At 47.1% G+C, this 17,949-nt stretch carries 14 protein-coding genes; all 14 read left to right on the top strand.

Translation table 11 applies throughout. The features are described 5' to 3' along the window. The first annotated feature begins 194 nt into the window (after positions 1–194). The 14 genes from FGT79_RS17780 to FGT79_RS17715 all read left to right on the top strand — a co-directional run bounded on the left by FGT79_RS17780 (position 195) and on the right by FGT79_RS17715 (position 17,929). On the top strand, positions 195–2,981 hold the full coding sequence (locus FGT79_RS17780; RefSeq protein WP_138754172.1) for an endo-beta-N-acetylglucosaminidase: 2,787 nt from the start codon (positions 195–197) through the stop codon (positions 2,979–2,981). A 312-nt stretch (positions 2,982–3,293) separates the two neighbouring features. Further along, a complete protein-coding gene (locus FGT79_RS17775; RefSeq protein WP_138754171.1) occupies positions 3,294–5,087 on the top strand; it encodes a sensor histidine kinase in 1,794 nt (597 codons plus the stop codon). After that, positions 5,062–6,720 (top strand): response regulator transcription factor, encoded by a 1,659-nt coding sequence (locus tag FGT79_RS17770; protein ID WP_138754170.1) that lies wholly within the window; start codon positions 5,062–5,064, stop codon positions 6,718–6,720. The genes FGT79_RS17775 and FGT79_RS17770 overlap by 26 nt, the downstream gene beginning before the upstream one ends. A gap of 110 nt (positions 6,721–6,830) precedes the next feature. Next, entirely contained in the window at positions 6,831–8,525 is a 1,695-nt protein-coding gene (locus FGT79_RS17765; protein ID WP_138754169.1) for an extracellular solute-binding protein, read from the top strand. 225 nt (positions 8,526–8,750) lie between these two features. Next, positions 8,751–8,975, top strand: coding sequence for a helix-hairpin-helix domain-containing protein (locus FGT79_RS17760; RefSeq protein ID WP_342778501.1), 225 nt, complete (start codon positions 8,751–8,753; stop codon positions 8,973–8,975). A 22-nt stretch (positions 8,976–8,997) separates the two neighbouring features. Next, positions 8,998–9,417, top strand: a complete 420-nt coding sequence (locus FGT79_RS17755) for a DUF1801 domain-containing protein (protein WP_138754168.1) — start codon at positions 8,998–9,000, stop codon at positions 9,415–9,417. Continuing rightward, complete coding sequence (locus FGT79_RS17750) at positions 9,417–10,028, top strand: TVP38/TMEM64 family protein (RefSeq protein WP_138754167.1); 612 nt, start codon at positions 9,417–9,419, stop codon at positions 10,026–10,028. Before FGT79_RS17755 ends, FGT79_RS17750 begins: the two co-directional genes overlap by 1 nt. Positions 10,029–10,163: 135 nt before the next feature. After that, entirely contained in the window at positions 10,164–10,787 is a 624-nt protein-coding gene (locus FGT79_RS17745) for an acetate uptake transporter (RefSeq protein WP_138754166.1), read from the top strand. 255 nt (positions 10,788–11,042) lie between these two features. Then, on the top strand, positions 11,043–11,231 hold the full coding sequence (locus tag FGT79_RS17740) for a hypothetical protein (protein WP_138754165.1): 189 nt from the start codon (positions 11,043–11,045) through the stop codon (positions 11,229–11,231). Between the two features lie 228 nt (positions 11,232–11,459). Beyond that, positions 11,460–12,464 (top strand): LacI family DNA-binding transcriptional regulator, encoded by a 1,005-nt coding sequence (locus FGT79_RS17735; RefSeq protein ID WP_138754164.1) that lies wholly within the window; start codon positions 11,460–11,462, stop codon positions 12,462–12,464. Positions 12,465–12,648: 184 nt separating this feature from the next. After that, positions 12,649–14,514, top strand: coding sequence for a 3D-(3,5/4)-trihydroxycyclohexane-1,2-dione acylhydrolase (decyclizing) (gene iolD, locus FGT79_RS17730; RefSeq protein WP_138754163.1), 1,866 nt, complete (start codon positions 12,649–12,651; stop codon positions 14,512–14,514). Between the two features lie 25 nt (positions 14,515–14,539). Continuing rightward, positions 14,540–15,439: a myo-inosose-2 dehydratase gene (gene iolE / locus FGT79_RS17725; protein WP_138754162.1), complete on the top strand. Its 900-nt coding sequence runs from the start codon at positions 14,540–14,542 to the stop codon at positions 15,437–15,439. A gap of 13 nt (positions 15,440–15,452) precedes the next feature. Further along, entirely contained in the window at positions 15,453–16,463 is a 1,011-nt protein-coding gene (iolC, locus tag FGT79_RS17720) for a 5-dehydro-2-deoxygluconokinase (RefSeq protein ID WP_138754161.1), read from the top strand. A 20-nt stretch (positions 16,464–16,483) separates the two neighbouring features. After that, positions 16,484–17,929 carry a CoA-acylating methylmalonate-semialdehyde dehydrogenase gene (locus FGT79_RS17715; RefSeq protein WP_138754160.1) on the top strand — a complete coding sequence of 482 codons (1,446 nt, stop codon included), beginning with the start codon at positions 16,484–16,486 and terminating at the stop codon, positions 17,927–17,929. Positions 17,930–17,949: the final 20 nt, after the last annotated feature.

Raw genomic sequence — 17,949 nt, 5'->3', positions numbered from 1 at the left:
GAGGCTGCTGCATGTTTCATGCGGCAGCTTTTTTGCTGTTTCGGCGGATCAGGCAAGCTGAAATCAAAATAGAGGCATCAGTGTTTTAAAATATGCAAATCGGATAGTTGAAGTGTAATTTGTCTAGTAGAGAGTAGGATTAGCCCATGATATATTCAAGCTGAGCAGTCAAATCACATATAGGAGGGTAAATAATGAGATGGATAAAGCAAGCACGACGGAAGAAAATTGCCTTAGTAACAGCAATCTCTTTAATCGGGACGCTTTCTCTAGCCGGTACTGTAAGCGCCGGGGATACTTGGCCGTTTACAGGGGCTAGCGCGCCGGGAATTAATCAACCGAATGTCCATGGGTACACAAGCGGCCAAATTGCTAACTGGAGCTCGACAACAGATCCAGATGCGCCAAGCTTAAGATCACGGGTTCCGCTGCAATCGCGCAACGCGCCATTCACCGCTACACAGGCTAATCCAAGCTTAAGCTCCAATCCCAAAATGATTACTGTCGCAGGCGATTATGGAAACGCATTCATAGAAAATGCGGCTTACACAAACAAATTCGCTCAATATCATTTTAATTTCTGGCAGTATGCGGATTATTATTCGTATTGGCATGGTACAGCTTCTGCCTATACACCTCCGGAATATTACAATGCGACCGCACAGCAGGATTATACGCAGAAGTGGTTCGAATTCGGCATACTGAACATACCGAATCCGACATACACGGATGCTGCACATAAGAACGGTGTACAATCGTTAGCTGGTATTTTTTTCTCCAATAATGATCGAGGGCAGCAGACGTATAAGCAAATGCTTGTGAAGGATGCGAGCGGAAATTTCCCTGTTGCAGCTAAGTTGATTGAAATGGCGCAATATTTCGGTTATGACGGCTATTTCATTAATCAGGAAGAATCTTCTCCCAACGTTGCGACGGCAGATATCGCGAATTATATGGCATTCATGAAAGTACTTAAAAATGCCGGTTTGTATTTGCAATGGTATGATTCGCTGAATACGAGCAATGGCTCGACAACCTATGCCAGGACATTCAATACAAACAATATATCAATGCTTTACGATCGCACACTGGGGCAGCCTGTTTCCAATTCATTCTTCTTCGACTATGGTATGACAGGTACTCAAATTACGAGCTCGATTAATTATTTGAACACGCTCAATAGCACGTACGGTACTAATTACAATATTTTCAATGTGGGGTATGCCGGAATTGAAGCCGGAGGAAACCGCTTCAATTCCACTAATGGTTCGCAGTTAAGCAGCAAGCTGACTAGCGGAGCGCTGAACGCTAGTCTCGCAACATTAGGTGCGGATTTCGTACATGCAGGTCTGGATGAAGATATGGGTTTAGCGTATCCAAGCAACCGCCGCTCGGAGAACGACTATCAATGGATGACGACAGTCCGTGATCAATTATGGTGGTCGGGTCCTAATATTAATCCGAAGAACACGACCAAGTCAACAACGAACACGGTCAGCGATGTTTATGCGGACAATCGTTATTGGCCAGGCGTTTCGTCCGTTATCGCAGAGCGTTCAGTCATTAACGGAACGCAGTTTTACACCAACTTCAATACGGGTCACGGGTTGAATTATTATGTGAACGGTGCAGCTTCGAATGCCGACGAATGGTCAAACATGAGTCTGCAGGATATTCCGGTCACTTGGCAATGGTGGCAGGATACGACGGGCAATCGCCTGACCGTCGATTATGATTATGGCTCTGAGTATAACATTGCGACGACCAGCCGATTCGACTACCAGCAGGTAGGCGGGTATAACGGCGGAAGCTCGCTCGTAGTCAACGGGAATTTGAATGCTGAGAATTTCCTTCGGCTGTATAAGTCCAATTTGAGCGTTAATTCAAACTCGAAGGTTTCTGTCACCTACAAGAAAACCTCGGCAACTGATCTATCGACGATGTCTGTTGGTCTCGTTTTCTCCGATAATCCGAGTACCGTCGTCAAGGTACAGGTTCCGAGCGCTGGAACGCAGACGAGCGGCTGGGTTACGCAGGAGCTGAACCTGAGCGCCTATGCTGGGAAGTCAATTGCCGCTTTCGGCCTTGTATTCAACAATGGTTCGAGTACGATTAACAATTATCAAATGAACATTGGTCAGCTTCGGATTTATGACGGTACGGCGGTCAAGCCAGCTGCGCCGACAGGACTGATTATTGATCAAGCTCATACGAACTCGGATGAAATGTATGTAAAGTGGAATTTGAATACCAATTATGCGCAAGTGAAGCAGTACAATGTTTACGTGAATGATATTTTCGTAGGCGGTAAATATGACGATTCGTTTTATATTAAGAAATTGCCAGCTCGCTCAGGGACGCTCAAGGTAGTTCCGGTAGGTGCAGACGGATTGGAAGGCTTTGCATCTACTCTGACTTTCAATCTGGAAACGAGCGTCTCGAATATTAACGTTACATCCAGCGCTGCCGGTCAAGTTGTCGTTTCGTGGACGAATCCTTCATCTGCATCGGGGACGACAGCAGTTAGCATCAAATCATTGAACTGGATTACCACCGCCTCGCCTATAACTGCGCAGACACAGGTCGCATCAAGCGCTACGTCAGCAACCTTTACCGGAATGCCCGTTAATGGTGATGATTATCTCGTCACAGTAACGCAAGGAAGCAGCCTGCCGGTATCGAAGAGCGGCAACTTCATAGATACGGTCTCCCAGCCGTATGCTGGGGCATGGTCGTGGAGCGGCAATACACTAACCTTGCCGATGCCGAATACGAGGGATTGGCGGTATATGTATTTCTACGAGAATGGTGTAGCCAAGTCGTTCGCGACCACGTACAGCTCCGGCAACCAAGCGAAAATTATTCGTGGACGTACGACTAAGGCGAGCTTGAGCTTCACTTCCACAGCTCAGAACGTATACGTAGTCATGGAAGACTACGCGGGTAATTTATCGACGCGGGTATATTTACGTGGACAATAGCGCGTATTGCATTAAGCTAAAGCCTACTGTGCTGATTATGCGCCTGTTATAAACGAAAGATGATTTTTTAAATTTAAACTGAGAAAACACTATCAGTCGATAGTGTTTTTTTAGGTATAGAGGCTATTAGATCAGCAGCTCATTGAGGAGATTCGTCGGATGCTGATTAACCAATTTATCAAGGTGAATCTCATAATGTGTGAAAGACGCGATACATTCTATTTCATGCAGATAACAGAATAATGTAATCGCTTTATATGTTAAAATGCATGGTAAAAGTAGACAACGGCATAGGAACAGGGGAATGGCTGTATGAAGATGCTAAGAAATATTATATTACATCTACTTGGACTTCGACTAACTATATTGCCGAAAATTATGATTTCTTTCCTGGTAGTAATCATCCCTATTTCTTTGTTAAGCCTCATGATGAACCAGTCAGGCATGAACACCGTGCGGCAAGAAATTTTGCAATCCAGCGCATCCAACGTTCATTTCTATTTGAGCTCACTCGAAACGGAGATCAATCGGATTTTGCGATTAGAGAGAGAATACATCAGCAGCGACGATGATTTCAGCAAAGCAGGTGTTATTCCGGAATCAATGGATGACTATGAGCGCGGGTTGACGATTCTGCGAATTGAGAACAAGCTGTCTATTCTAAAAAGCTCCAGTCCTTACATCAAGGATATAAGAATCTATTTCCCGAGACTTGGGCGAACGATCTGGACGACCTCGTTCAGCGATACGATCCCACAGGAAGAGATCGATGCCATTATTGACAATGCTAAATCCGGATCGCCGTTTACATACTTGAACAACCGTCTCATATTGGGCATGGTCTATCCCTTAACGGGACAGGAAATTTTGTTCACGATGGAGGTTGAGCTGTCTATACCACTGCTTCGAGAATCGCTTGCGCAGATGTCGAACAAACAGAATGCAGGATCAATTCTGTTAAATAAAGGAGATGACTGGTATGTGAGTGATAAGAATGATTCGGCAGTCCTGTCAGCTATCCGTTCGTATGTTTTTGAGCAATCAGTCGAAGAAGGGCTCACGCTCACTGAAAACAAACGAATGGAAATCGAGAATGAAATGTATCTGCTTTATTACGAGCGTTCCGAGAAGCTGGGGCTAACACTTGTCCATTATGTCCCGGAGGTCGAAGCAATGGGGGTGTTGAACCGATATCAAACATGGTATTGGTTCATCGTGCTTGCTTCGCTAATCTTTGTATTTGTGTTCTCCTATGGAATATTTCTTCTTATTCATAAGCCTATGCGGCGTCTGGTCAACTCCTTGTATCAGGTTGGAAATGGAAATTTAAGCCTGAAGCTGCAGCACCTTTTTAACGACGAATTCAAAGACGTGTATCTTCAATTCAACACGATGGTAAGCAGGATTCATACGCTTATTGAAGAAGTATCCGAGCAGCAAACACGTTCGCAGCGCTCGGAGCTGAAGCAATTGCAGTCGCAAATTAATCCTCATTTCTTATATAACAGCTTATTCGTATTGCTTTCTCTGATTAAACAGGAGGATATGCACAACGCGGAGAGATTGGTTATGCATATGGGCAATTACTTCCGAAATATGACGCGCAACGGTGAAGATGAAGTGGCCTTAGATAAGGAAATGATGCAAACGCAGGCATATGCGGGCATTCAGTCGGTCAGGTTTCCCGATATTGCGATTCATTGGGCGTCAATTCCAGAAGGGTGCGAGCATACGAGAGTGCCCCGATTGATTCTTCAACCGCTCGTAGAAAATGCCTATATGCATGGACTTGAGGAACTAGACGGCCCAGGCGTTCTGGTCATTGAGATGACAACGGACAATGGCGTACTTGAAATCAGCGTAGAGGATAACGGGAGGAAGTTGTCAGATCAAGCCTTACAGCAACTCATTGCGAAGATGAATCCGGGGGATAAATCGATTGAGACAACAGGCATATTCAACGTGCATCGCAGGCTTCAGCTAAGGTATGGAAATCAGTATGGACTGATTCTTGCTATTGGGCAGCTAGGCGGATTGCGTGTAAACATACGAATTCCACTCGAGCAAGAGGGAGGGCAATATGGCAAAATTGTTGATCGTCGATAACGAAAAGGTCATTGTGGACGGGCTTGTCGTATATTTCACGGATTTAAAAATGGATGGGCTGGAGGTGTATGGCGTCAATTCAGGCAAAGAAGCGATCCAGCTGTTGGAACGAACCAAAATCGATGTGATCCTGTCAGACATTCGCATGCCGAGTATGAGCGGACTTGAGCTTCAATCTGAAGTTGGGCTCAGATGGCCTAGATGCAAAATCATATTTTTATCCGGATATGATGATTTTGAATTCGTACAGCAGGCTGTTCGAGGGGGAGCAAGCAATTATATTCTGAAGACGGAGGGCTATGAAGTTATAGCGAGATCAGTTGCGGAGGTTCTTGCACAGCAACTGGAATCGTCTAGGTTCGAGCAGCTTTTCGCCGAATCGCGACAGCAGCTTATCGCATCGCTGCCGCTTATGCGCAAAGAATTGCTGTGCGAAATACTGCTTGGAGACCCTTCATCGTTGAATACCCGCACAAAACAATTTAACCAGCTTCAGATCAAGCTGGACAGTGAGGCAAAAGTGCTGTTAGTCATCGCGAGAGTTGACGACTGGCGAGGTATATCTGCTCCTTCGGACAGGACGTTATTGTTGTATTCTATTCAGAATATCGCTGACGAATATTTGAACACATTCGTGCAGCATTATTCCTGCTCATACGAGTCCTCACGAATGGTATGGTTTATACAGCCTAAGCCAACGCTCGATGCAGGAGAACGAGCAGAACTAGAAAGGCGTTCTTTGCTCTTCGTTCAGCACTCCATTGAAGATATTCAATTAACATGCCGAAATTTGCTTAAGATTACGTTGTCTTTTGCCGTAGGTGGTTCTTTGGTTGGCTGGAGTCATACGCAGGAGCAGTTCGAAGCGTTAAAGCTATTGCTCAATGTGGGACTGGGCACTTACCAAGAGGTCATCATGCTGGAAGCTCACTCCTTAGTAGCTGTGAATAAAAGTGAGAACAGTGCTGCAATCAAGCATTCGATCTCCTACCTTGTTCATAAGCTGCAAAACTATTTGGAGAATGGCGAAAGGAACGAATTCTATACGCTTTTGGCTGAGGTGCTTAGGCTTCCAGACAGTAGCAAGCCAGAGCTGGATTCGACAAAAATGGAAATTGCTCTATCATTAGGCGGCGTGTTTCTATCCGCGATCAATCGATGGGGGCTATACCAAGAGACCGTTAAGACGCTGAATATGGATATATTGTTTCGTATGGATGTGAGACGCGGCTGGAAGGAATATCGTGATTATTTCAACCAACTGGCGGATGTCTTGTTCGCATCAAAGTCAAGTAAGCGAGAAGATCAAGTGAACGACATTGTCGAAAAAATCCAAACGTATGTTGTCGAGCACCTCGATGGCGACTTGTCTATGACTAGAATAGGCTCCGTGTTCGGACATCATCCCTATTATCTCTCCCGGCTGTATAAACAAATGACAAAGGTTAGTCTTCAGGACTACATCACCAATACTCGCTTAGACAAGGCGAAGCAGCTGCTTCGTAATAGTGAACTGAGAATCCAAGACATTTCCAAAGCGGTCGGTTTTTTGTCGGAAGGCTATTTCTATCGGTTTTTCAAAAAAACAGTAGGGCTTACTCCTAACGATTTCCGTGAGCTGCCTAAACTATAAATAACATAGTTTAAATACCATTCGTGCACGAGAGACTATGAATATAGTGAAGCTATAATTCTTTTCAAGTAAGAGGCATCTTCTTCAAACGAGCCGGGGGGGAATAGAAAATGATTTGGAACAAAAATAAATTCGGCATGATTGGTCTTGCTGTTATCCTATCCACAGTAATGACGTTTTCCGCGTGTTCAATCCCAGATCATCAAGAGAACCTCTCAAAGGCAACGAACTCGGCTGCCACTGAAAGCCGGTCCGAGGAAGGTGAGGTTGTGAAATATGATCCACCGATACAGATCAAAGCAGCTCAGCTAGCCGACGCAACTTGGGTCTACGATGCAGGAGATGACATTAACAGCAACGTGTGGTCCAAGCATTTTGCCGATACGCTTGGTATTAAAGTAGAGCTGGACTGGACTGCAGCCAAGCTTGAGGATTATACGAATAAGCTGAACGTGATTATCGGCTCAGGCGATATACTGCCGGATATGTTCCAGGTTGATCCAGCCCAGCTTCAGCAATTGGCAGAAGCCGATCAATTGGCGGATTTGACGGAAGCATTCAGCAGCTATGCGACTCCACTCACGCAGAAGCTTATGAATCAAGACGGTGGCATTGGATTATGTGCTGCTACTTTCGACAAGAAGCTGCTCGCGATTCCGAACCTTACAGGCACGATAACAGCTAATGACGTGTTATGGATTAGAGCGGATTGGCTGGCGAAAGTCGGGCTCCCTGAGCCGAAAACGATTGCCGATCTTGAAGCAATCGCAGACGCTTTCGTCAATAAAGATCCAGATGGAAACAATAGGAAGGATACACATGGTCTTGGTCTTGCCCGGGGGCCGAGCATTACCCCAGGCGGCGTAGCGGATCTTGGCGGTTGGTTCTCAGGGTTCAATGTCCATCCGGGCATGTGGGTAAAGGACGATGATGGTCGAATCGTCTATGGTGGAATTCAGAAAGGTGTAAAGGATGCCTTGCTCAAGCTTCAAGACATGTACAAGAAGGGCTTGCTTGATCGAGAGTGGATTGTGAAAGACGGCGGTAAGCTTGGCGAGGATATTATTGGTAACAAAGTTGGCATGTGGTACGGTGGGAACTGGAACGGCTACTGGCCAGTTGATGTAAGCAAAAATAAGGGTTTGGTTAACTTGAAGCCATATTCGCTCGTATCCGTAGATGGCATGCGGCCTGTCGTTCAAATGGTGAATCCATTGGTGGCATCTTACACCGTTGTGAGGAAAGGGTTCGAGCATCCGGAAGCAATCGTGAAGCTTCTCAACGAGTTTCAAGAGAAGATGTGGGGAGAAACGTCTGACAACGCCAAATTCGGAACGAATATGAGCGTTACACCGGCGATTAGCTACTTTAAGTATCCACTCGTTCAATCTTGGCCGATGACGAAGGATATTCCTGATAATTTGAATGCTGTCAATCAGGCGTTCGCTTCGGGCGATACGTCGAAGCTGACCTCGGAGCAGTTCGGAGCTTATGATGCAATTAGAGCGTTTAATGATGGTGAAATTGTAAAAGGTTTCGGCAACAAACGCCAATTCGACGCGTTTGAGATCATTAAGAAGGACAATCTGCCGAATCAATTGAATTCGGAGTTCTACGGAGCGCCTACACCGACGATGGTCGCAAAGAAGTCCTCCCTTGATAAGCTGGAGCTTGAAGTATTCACCAAAATGATTATGGGAAAAGCGAGCGGAGATGATTTCGATAAATTTGTATCGAATTGGAATAGTCTGGGGGGCGAGCTGATTACGCAAGAGGTCAACGCTTGGAAAGCTGAGCGGCAATAAATGCTGACAAATAGAAGGAGCTGAATACTTTCGATTTCATCCACCATCTTAGCGGTAGTATGTAATGAAAGCTGCAGAATGGAGCTATTCGTTAGTCGTGGAGCCTTTCTAATAGCAGCAGCCATTCATCTGGATGGTTCTTTCTCATTAACGTGCTGAGTGTCGATGTAGTATAATTGCAGGAAGAGCAGGATGGAGAAAGTCTATTGAACCTTATAGAGGAGAATGATGATGAACGATACCAACAATCCAGCACCAGAAAGTGATTTTCCTAAAATCAGTCAACCTGCTATACGTGCTCTATCCCATGCAGGCTTGTATAGACTGGAACAATTGACAGAAGTGACGGAAGCAGACCTATTGAAGCTGCATGGTCTAGGGCCCAAGGCCATTAGAATTCTTAATGAAGTTCTCCAAGAGAAAGGGCTATCCTTCGCAAAAAAAGGATAAGTAGAAAGGAGCGCTACCACAGATGTACGAGCAGAAGACCAAAGAAACCGACAATAGCGTAATCGAATTTCTTGATCTCATTGAGAATGCGAAGAAGCGCGAAGATGCATATCGTCTGTTAGAAATTTTTACAGAAACGACGGGGTATTCAGCTAAAATGTGGGGGCCAAGCATCATTGGTTTTGGTTCTTATCATTACCGTTACGATTCGGGGCATGAAGGGGATGCTCCACTGGCTGGGTTCTCGCCAAGAAAAGCAAAAATAAGTTTATATTTTGCAACGGGTGATACCGAAATAGCGGAACTGCTGCAACATTTCGGGAAGTACACCTCAGGAAAAGCTTGTGTCTATATCAATAAAGTAGCGGACATTGACGTTGCTGTGTTGAAACAGATGATTCGCCATTCTGTTGCATTTCTCAATGAGACGTATCCAAAGTAATGAAAATAGCAATCGTTGTTCTCCTCTATACATTAGTGATTGCAGCTATACTAGTTAATCAGGAGCCCATTTTATCGTGGATCGCTCAAGATGGAATGAAGCGTCTCCCTTGGATGATTGGCATTGCAGTTCTAACGGCAACTATTCCGTTTTTCCCATTTGGCTTTATAGCAACGATGATGGGCGCGCAATACGGACCTATTTGGGGAAGCTTGATTAATGTAATGAGTTCAACTATAGCTGCCGCTCTTACATTCTGGATCGTACGAGCCCTTCTGCAAAATTGGGGACGTTCATTTCTAGCGAAATCGAGTAGAATGGATCGGTTCATGCACGACTTCGATCGTAATGCGTTCATGGCTGTATGTATGGCCAGGCTTATTCCGTTTGTACCCGCTCAGGCTGTCAATGCGGCCTCAGCGATTAGTCAAATGCCCATTGGAAATTTTGTTCTTGCTACCTTAATTGGAAAAATCCCCATCATGTTTGTATTTGCCTTTATGGGTGATCAGTTATTTTCAAGTGTTACTAACGTTTTGGTCACATGCGGCATCTATATGTTCTTTCTAATCATTATATATGCTTGTTTCCGCTCGCGGAAACAGGTGTAAAGAAACCTGCTTAACTTGATCACGCTTTTATGAGCATTAGAACAAGTATATTGAAATATGTCTTCATTGTTGCTATAATATTATGTCGCTGCTTCGGCAAGGACAATGTATTATTTTATTCCAATGGAGGCATCTATGACATCGCAAACGATTCAAACACAGCAAGTAAAGATTGTTAACGCTGACCCGAGTGCGCTTGGCTTATTCGGTTTGGCTATGGTAACACTTGTCGCTTCTTCACAGAAGTTAGGAATTACTGACGGCTATAGCTTAGTTATTCCATGGGCTATTTTCTTGGGCGCTTTCGCTCAATTGTTCGCTTGTATTCAAGATTCCAAACGAAACAATACATTCGGTACGACAGCTTTTGGGGCATATGCATTTTTCTGGCTCGCTGTCGCATGCAGCTGGATGATCAAGCTAGGCGTGTTCGGAACCATTCTGCAAGCAGATGCAGACGGCAAGCAGCTTGGATTCGCATTTCTAGGTTATCTGATCTTTACACTCTTCATGACCATAGGCGCTATGGAAGCGAATAAAGTATTGTTTATTATTTTCATTCTCATTGATTTTTTATTCCTTGGTCTTACTTTTGACGCATTTGGCGTTGCGCCGAATGTATTCCATACAATGGCTGCATATGCGGAGCTATGTATCGCAATCGTATCCTTCTACGGAAGTGGCGCATCGGTACTGAACGCTCATTTCGGACGCAGTTTCTTGCCTGTAGGCGCACCGTTTGGCATTTTCAAGAAATAAATGATTTAACGAAAGCTGTCCTTCATCATCTCAGATGGTGAGGGGCAGCTTTTTTGTTTCAATATTCAAGAAACGTAGGTTGAAGCAGGCTCGTCGTTATGAATCTCGCATTTTTCCAAGGGTTTAGAGCATAAGGGGTTGGACTATTTGCAGCAAAACTGGTATGTTTTCATTAGGAGCTCCCGTTAAGCGATTACATGCGCTGATAATAGATGGAGAGATCCCATTTCATCTATGGCAGGAGTGTAACAGAAGTTGAGAAAATTTAATTTTATACGGCCGATCTTCCTTATTGTGGTCGCGCTGCTTGTGAAGAGCTTCATTACGAATCTTTGCAAATTATTCGGGATGACCCCCGACGCTGCGGAAAACTTAGGCTTCATTGCCATGCTTGTTGCAACAATCATTATTTATTCCAGAATAGCCAAAGCTCGCCGCAAATAACGAAGAGACGCCGACTCCACACATGATGGGAAGGCGTTTTTTCTTGACGTATAGGAAAGGATATGAGTTTGCTCATCCTTTCTCTATACGTTTCGCTGAAACGATGGCGACTATGGGAAGGACGCCGTCTGGTGTTTCTTCCAATCGTTAGTGCTAAAGTCTTGCAAATTCAGCAGGTGCTATTCATAATGAGGGGAAACCTATACGACCGTTAAATGAGGAATATGAATGAAAATGACGATATACGATGTGGCTCGGGAGGCTGGCGTATCCATTGCGGCAGTATCTCAAGTCATTAACGGAAAAGGCAAAATAAGCGAGCAGCGCAGGCAAGAAATTACGCAGGTCATGGAGAGGCTAAATTATCAGCCAAGTGTCATTGCATCTGCATTGACGGGAAAGAAAACCTTTACGCTAGGTCTTCTTGTGCCGGACATATCCAATCCCTTTTTTGCTGAAATTGCACGCGCCGTTGAGGATCAGAGCCATCATCTGGGCTATAGCCTATTTATATGCAGTACAGATAATAAGAAGGAGCGGGCAGAGCGATATTTGTCCCTCATGCAGCAGAAGCGTGTAGATGGGATGATAATCGGTACCGGAATTGCGAACAAAAGCACACTTACGAGCTTGATGAAAGGCAAGGTGCCTGTCGTAGTCATTGCCCGCGAGGCGAATCTTGGAGCTAAGACAGTCATTATTGACGACTATTGCGGGGGAGGCTTGGCGGCGAGTCATCTGCTTGATCAGAACCATTCCCGTGTAGGCATATTGGCAGAGAGTGAGGAAGTCAGCAGCAGCAGGGAACGGATTAGAGGTTTTGTATCCAAGTGGAACGAGGCCGGTCTGCAAATGGGTGACGGCATGATTCGGATTTGCGGAGATGAATTGGTACAAGACGGCAAAGTGCAAGCAGCGGAACTGCTGCGCGCTTCTAATCCGCCTACGGCGCTGTTCTGCTGTAATGACTTGCTCGCTATTGGCGCACTCAAAGCTGCGAAGGAGTTAGGCTTGCGAGTACCAGAGGACATATCCATTATCGGATTTGATAACACGATTTTGGCGGAACTGACAGATCCTCCACTTACAACAATTGCCCAGCCAACAAAGGAAATGGGACAGCTTGCGGTAGATGCATTGATCGAGATGCTGGAGTCGGGTGAGAAAAGTGACCATCGGGTTGTCCTTCAGCCGGAGCTTGTCATTCGTCAATCGACAGCAAGCAAACGGTAGTATACATGCTCTGCTTAATAGAGGATCGGCTAGAGGAGGAGGCTCCTGCTTGCTGATCCTCTATTTGTTGTTGGCTGCAAAATAAAAAGATTGCCGGACCCATCAATTTGGTGTATATTAAGGTCAATTAAGCGCTTAACCTCATTAAGTTAAGCGCTACACCTACTGATGGAGGTTGCTAAATATGAATAAAATCCGGTTAACGATGGCTCAAGCATTACTTCGTTTTCTAGACAACCAATATGTATCTGTAGACGGAGTGGAATCAAAGTTTGTAAAGGGTGTTATAGGCATCTTCGGACATGGCAACGTAACGGGTCTAGGAGAGGCGCTTGAACGCAGCCCTGGAGAACTGACGTTCATGCAAGGGAAAAACGAGCAAGGCATGGTTCATACTGCAACCGCTTTCGCGAAGCAAAAAAATCGGCTTCAAATCTATGCGTGCACGTCTTCTATCGGACCTGGCGCATTGAACATGGTAACGGCTGCTGCCACGGCGACAGTCAACCGGATTCCAGTGCTGCTGCTTCCGGGAGATAATTTTGCATCGAGGCATCCCGATCCTGTACTGCAGCAGCTGGAGGTTGCGTCAGATTATACGATTTCGGCTGTAGACGCTTTCAAGCCTGTAAGCAAATATTGGGATCGCATCGTGCGTCCGGAGCAGCTCATGCAAGCAGGTATTCAAGCGATGCGCGTGCTGACGGACCCAGCGGAGACTGGAGCAGTCACGTTGGCATTGCCGCAGGATGTTCAGGCGGAAGCGTTCGATTATCCGGAATCCTTTTTCGATAAAAAAGTTCATTACCTGGATCGCCGCCAGCCTGCACCGGAAGCATTAGAGCGTGCGGCCGGATTAATCGGGAAGAAGAAAAGGCCGCTCATTATTGCTGGTGGAGGCGTGCTGTATTCGAATGCGATGAAGGAGCTGGCAGCGTTCGCCGAGGCGTTCGGCATTCCTGTAGCGGAGACGCAGGCGGGAAAAAGCTCGCTGCCATGGAACCATCCGCTGAATGCGGGAGCTGTCGGCGTTACGGGTACATTAGCGGCTAATCGCCTTGCAGCAGAGGCCGATCTCATTATTGGTGTTGGTACGCGGTATTCGGATTTCACGACAGCCTCGAAATCTGCTTTCCGCAGCGAAGATGTTGAATTCGTCAATTTGAACGTAAGTGCATTTGACTCTCATAAGCTGAGCGGCTTATCGCTCACTTGCGATGCGCAAGTCGGTTTGCAAGCACTTCAGCTCGCGCTGACCGAGCGCAGCTATCGTACGGACTATGCACAATCTGAGGTTGCAGCACTCAAGCAGCAATGGGATGCCGAAGTAGATCGCTTGTACGCTGCTGAGCACGAAGACGGATTTGCTCAGACGAGAGCGCTTGGCGTAATTAACGAGAGCTTAGGCGAGTCTGATATTATCGTTTGCGCAGCGGGAAGCCTGCCAGGTGACCTTCATCGCGTATGGCGCTCGGCCCTGCCAAAAACCTACCATATGGAATACGGATTTTCCTGCATGGGTTATGAGGTTAGCGGAGCTTTCGGTGCGGCACTTGCTGAGCCGGATAAGGATGTCTATGCGATACTCGGCGACGGCAGCTATCTGATGCTTCATTCCGAGCTTGTTACGAGCATTCAGGAGGGACGCAAAATTACGGTGCTTCTGCTTGATAACCACGGCTATCAATGCATTCACAATTTGCAGAGAGGTCACGGCAGCGATGGCTTCGGCAATGAGTTCCGATTCCGCTCTGGTCAATCCGGTACGTTAACGGGCAGCTATATGCCAATCGATTTCTCGGCACATGCACGGAGCATGGGGGCTGCGACTTATAAAGCAACAACGGCTGAAGAGCTGAGAGAAGCGATTCGCCAAGCGAAGAATGAGCAAGGAACGACATTAATTGAAATTCCAGTCGTACCAGGTACGAATACGGCTGGCTATGAATCATGGTGGAATGTGGGCGTGCCTGAAGTGTCTGTCAGCGAGAAGGTCACGCAGGCTCACAAGGAAATGAAGGATACGATTGAATCGGTACATCTCATCTAAACGAGGGTAAAAGGAGAAATCACTGATGGGTAACTTTCCTTTCAAGCTGGGCATTCATCCTATCAACTGGGTAGGCGAGGACGTCAAGGAGCATGGGGAGCATACAACATTCGAGCAAATTGTAGATGAAATTCAGGCGCTGGGTCTGACTGGCACGGAGATGGGCTGTAGGTTTCCGACTGATCCAGAGGTGCTTATGCAGGAGCTGTCAAAGCGCGGCATCAGCTTAACCTCACAGTGGAAGACCGTATTGTTCTCTGATCCGAGCTATCGCGATGTTGAGCTTGCTGCATACCGCGCTCACGCCAAATATTTGCAGGGAATGGGCAGTAAGGTCATCAGCACCTGTGAGGGCGGAGGCTCTCTGCATTTCGATGTGCGGCGGACTCCGAATGAGAAAGAAGTGCTTTGTCTTGACGAAGCAGGCTGGAAGAGCCTTGCTGAAGGACTGAATGCGGCAGGCGCTATCGCTCAGGAATATGGTCTGAAGCTGACCTATCATCATCATGGCGGTACGGTTATTGAAAGTCCGGAGGAAATCGACAAGCTGATGGAGCTGACTGATCCATCGCTCGTCTATCTGCTGTTTGATACGGGCCACGCTTATTACGGCGGTGCTGATCCGTTGGCTGTTCTGCGCAAGCATTATGACAGAATCGCGTATGTCCATCTCAAAGATATTCGGCCAGATGTGCTGGATCGCTCGCGCGGCGAGCAAGCCGATTTCGTAAGCTGCATCCGCAACGGCGTGTTCACCGTTCCAGGCGATGGCTGCATCGATTTCGAGCCGATCATCAAGGAGCTCGTGAGTCGTGGCTATAGCGGGTGGGCGATGCTCGAAGGCGAGCAGGACCCTGCTGAGCATCCCGCATATGAGTATGCAGAGCAAGCTTTGAAGTATTTGAAATCCTTGAACATCACATAAAGGAGGCAGAAGCATGCAGCATGTAAATTTCCCAAGCGGCAAGAAATTCGACTTTACAGCGATTGGACGCTTATGTATAGATTTGAATGCGAATGAAATTAACCGTCCGATGGAAGAGACGATGACCTTCACCAAATATGTCGGCGGCTCGCCTGCGAACATTGCAATCGGGATGTCGAGACTCGGACAGAAGACGGCTTTTATCGGAAAAATTGCTGATGATCAAATGGGCAGATTCATTTCCAGCTACTTGCAGCGCGAAGGCATTGATACGTCGAGTGTCAAAGTAGATAAGACCGGTGCAGTAACAGGGCTTGCTTTTACCGAAATTAAAAGCCCGTCCGAGTGCAGTATTCTTATGTACCGTGATAACGTCGCTGATTTGCTGCTGAGACCGGAGGAAGTAAGCGAGCAATTGATCGCTCAGACGAAGCTGCTGCTGATCTCAGGCACGGCTTTGGCTCAAAGCCCTTCACGGGAGGCGGTATTCCAAGCGCTTGAATATGCGAAGAAACATGGAGCTGTTATCGCATTTGATCTGGATTACCGTCCTTACACATGGAAATCTGCTGAGGAAACAGCTGTTTACTATAATCTAGCGGCGGAGAAATGCGATATTCTCATCGGTACGCGCGAAGAGTTCGACCAAATGGAGATGTTTGAAAACAATCCCGAGCATGATGACCGGGTGACGGCAACAAAGTGGTTCAGCTATTCGGCTAAGCTGGCGATTATCAAGCACGGCAAGGAAGGCTCCATCGCTTATACGAAGGAAGGCTCAGAGCATCGGGCCAAGAGCTATCCAGCGAAGGTTATCAAAACCTTCGGAGCAGGCGATTCGTACGCAGCTGGTTTCCTATACGGGGTGATGCAAGGCTGGACGCTGGAGAAAAGTATGGAATATGGCAGCGCGGCTGCCTGCATCGTTATTTCGAGCCACAGCTGCTCGGACGCAATGCCAACAACTGACCAAGTCAATGATTATATCCAGCGCTGTGAGCGCGGTGAAATTACAGCTTCATAAGGCGAAAGGAGAGCGACAAAATGGCAAAAACATTAAAAAATTGGATCGGCGGAGAATGGGTGGAGGCTTCAACCTCTGCAGTAGAGGCGGTTGTTAATCCGGCAACGGAGGAAACGATTGCGCATGTCCCTCTATCAACGAAAGAGGATGTCGACAAAGCGGTTATCGCAGCAAAAGCTGCTTTCCAAGGCTGGAGCAAAACACCGGTTCCGAAACGCGCGCGCGTGCTGTTCAAATATCAGCAGCTGCTCGTTGATCATTGGGAGGAGCTGGCTCAGCTCATCACGAGAGAGAATGGCAAAAGCTACAATGAAGCTTATGGAGAGGTGCTGCGCGGCATTGAATGCGTGGAGTTTGCTGCTGGCGCTCCGAATCTGATGATGGGCAAGCAATTGCCCGATATTGCTTCCAATATTGAATCGGGTATGTACCGCTATCCGATCGGTGTAATCGGCGGAATTACCCCGTTTAACTTCCCGATGATGGTGCCTTGCTGGATGTTCCCGCTTGCCATCGCATGCGGCAATACCTTCGTGTTGAAGCCGTCGGAACGCACGCCTTTGCTTGCAGAACGACTTGCGGAGCTGTTCGCGGAAGCGGGACTTCCTGCTGGCGTGCTTAATATCGTGCATGGAGCGCGTGATGTTGTGAATGGCATTCTTGAGCATAAGGACATTGCAGGCGTATCATTCGTTGGTTCGCAGCCTGTTGCAGAGTATGTGTATAAAACGGGAACGGCGAACGGCAAGCGTGTACAAGCGCTCGCTGGCGCGAAAAACCACTCTATCGTTCTTCCTGACGCTAATCTGGATCTGACTGTCAAAGAAATCGTGAGCGCAGCCTTCGGATCGGCTGGCGAACGCTGCATGGCTTGTGCGGTTGTTGTAGCGGTTGGCGATGTAGCCGATACGCTTGTCGGTAAGCTTACCGAAGCGGCCAATGGGATTACGATTGGTAATGGTATGACAGAAAATGTATTCCTCGGCCCAGTCATTCGCGGTGCTCATAAGGAAAGAACGCTTCATTATATTGAAACAGGCGAGAAGGAAGGAGCCTTGCTCGTACGCGACGGACGCAAGGATACGGCTGTTGATGGAGAAGGATATTTTGTTGGGCCGACGATATTCGATAATGTCGAACGCGGCATGAAAATTTGGCAGGATGAGATATTTGCTCCTGTGCTTGCAGTCGTTCGCGCAGCGACGCTGGAGGATGCGATTGCGATTGCGAACGAGTCTGATTTCGCCAATGGTGCCTGCTTGTTCACAACGAACGGCAGCAGCGTCCGCCAATTCCGCGAGACGATTGACGCAGGCATGCTCGGAATCAATCTAGGCGTACCGGCACCAATGGCATTTTTCCCATTCTCGGGTTGGAAGAAATCGTTCTACGGTGATCTTCACGCAAACGGCACGGACGGCGTTGAATTCTACACTCGTAAGAAAATGGTGACAGCACGCTGGTAAGGAACTGCCAGCACGCTGGT

It is taken from the genome of Paenibacillus sinopodophylli (assembly GCF_005930355.1).
In the GTDB taxonomy this organism is placed as follows: Bacteria; Bacillota; Bacilli; order Paenibacillales; family Paenibacillaceae; genus Pristimantibacillus; species Pristimantibacillus sinopodophylli.
This window is presented reverse-complemented; position numbering and strand designations above follow the sequence as displayed.

Coding starts and splice junctions, on each gene's coding strand:
- FGT79_RS17780 (WP_138754172.1), top strand. CDS start 195: ATGAGATGGATAAAGCAAGCACGACGGAAGAAAATTGCCTTAGTAACA.
- FGT79_RS17775 (WP_138754171.1), top strand. CDS start 3,294: ATGAAGATGCTAAGAAATATTATATTACATCTACTTGGACTTCGACTA.
- FGT79_RS17770 (WP_138754170.1), top strand. CDS start 5,062: ATGGCAAAATTGTTGATCGTCGATAACGAAAAGGTCATTGTGGACGGG.
- FGT79_RS17765 (WP_138754169.1), top strand. CDS start 6,831: ATGATTTGGAACAAAAATAAATTCGGCATGATTGGTCTTGCTGTTATC.
- FGT79_RS17760 (WP_342778501.1), top strand. CDS start 8,751: ATGATGATGAACGATACCAACAATCCAGCACCAGAAAGTGATTTTCCT.
- FGT79_RS17755 (WP_138754168.1), top strand. CDS start 8,998: ATGTACGAGCAGAAGACCAAAGAAACCGACAATAGCGTAATCGAATTT.
- FGT79_RS17750 (WP_138754167.1), top strand. CDS start 9,417: ATGAAAATAGCAATCGTTGTTCTCCTCTATACATTAGTGATTGCAGCT.
- FGT79_RS17745 (WP_138754166.1), top strand. CDS start 10,164: ATGACATCGCAAACGATTCAAACACAGCAAGTAAAGATTGTTAACGCT.
- FGT79_RS17735 (WP_138754164.1), top strand. CDS start 11,460: ATGAAAATGACGATATACGATGTGGCTCGGGAGGCTGGCGTATCCATT.
- iolD (WP_138754163.1), top strand. CDS start 12,649: ATGAATAAAATCCGGTTAACGATGGCTCAAGCATTACTTCGTTTTCTA.
- iolE (WP_138754162.1), top strand. CDS start 14,540: ATGGGTAACTTTCCTTTCAAGCTGGGCATTCATCCTATCAACTGGGTA.
- iolC (WP_138754161.1), top strand. CDS start 15,453: ATGCAGCATGTAAATTTCCCAAGCGGCAAGAAATTCGACTTTACAGCG.
- FGT79_RS17715 (WP_138754160.1), top strand. CDS start 16,484: ATGGCAAAAACATTAAAAAATTGGATCGGCGGAGAATGGGTGGAGGCT.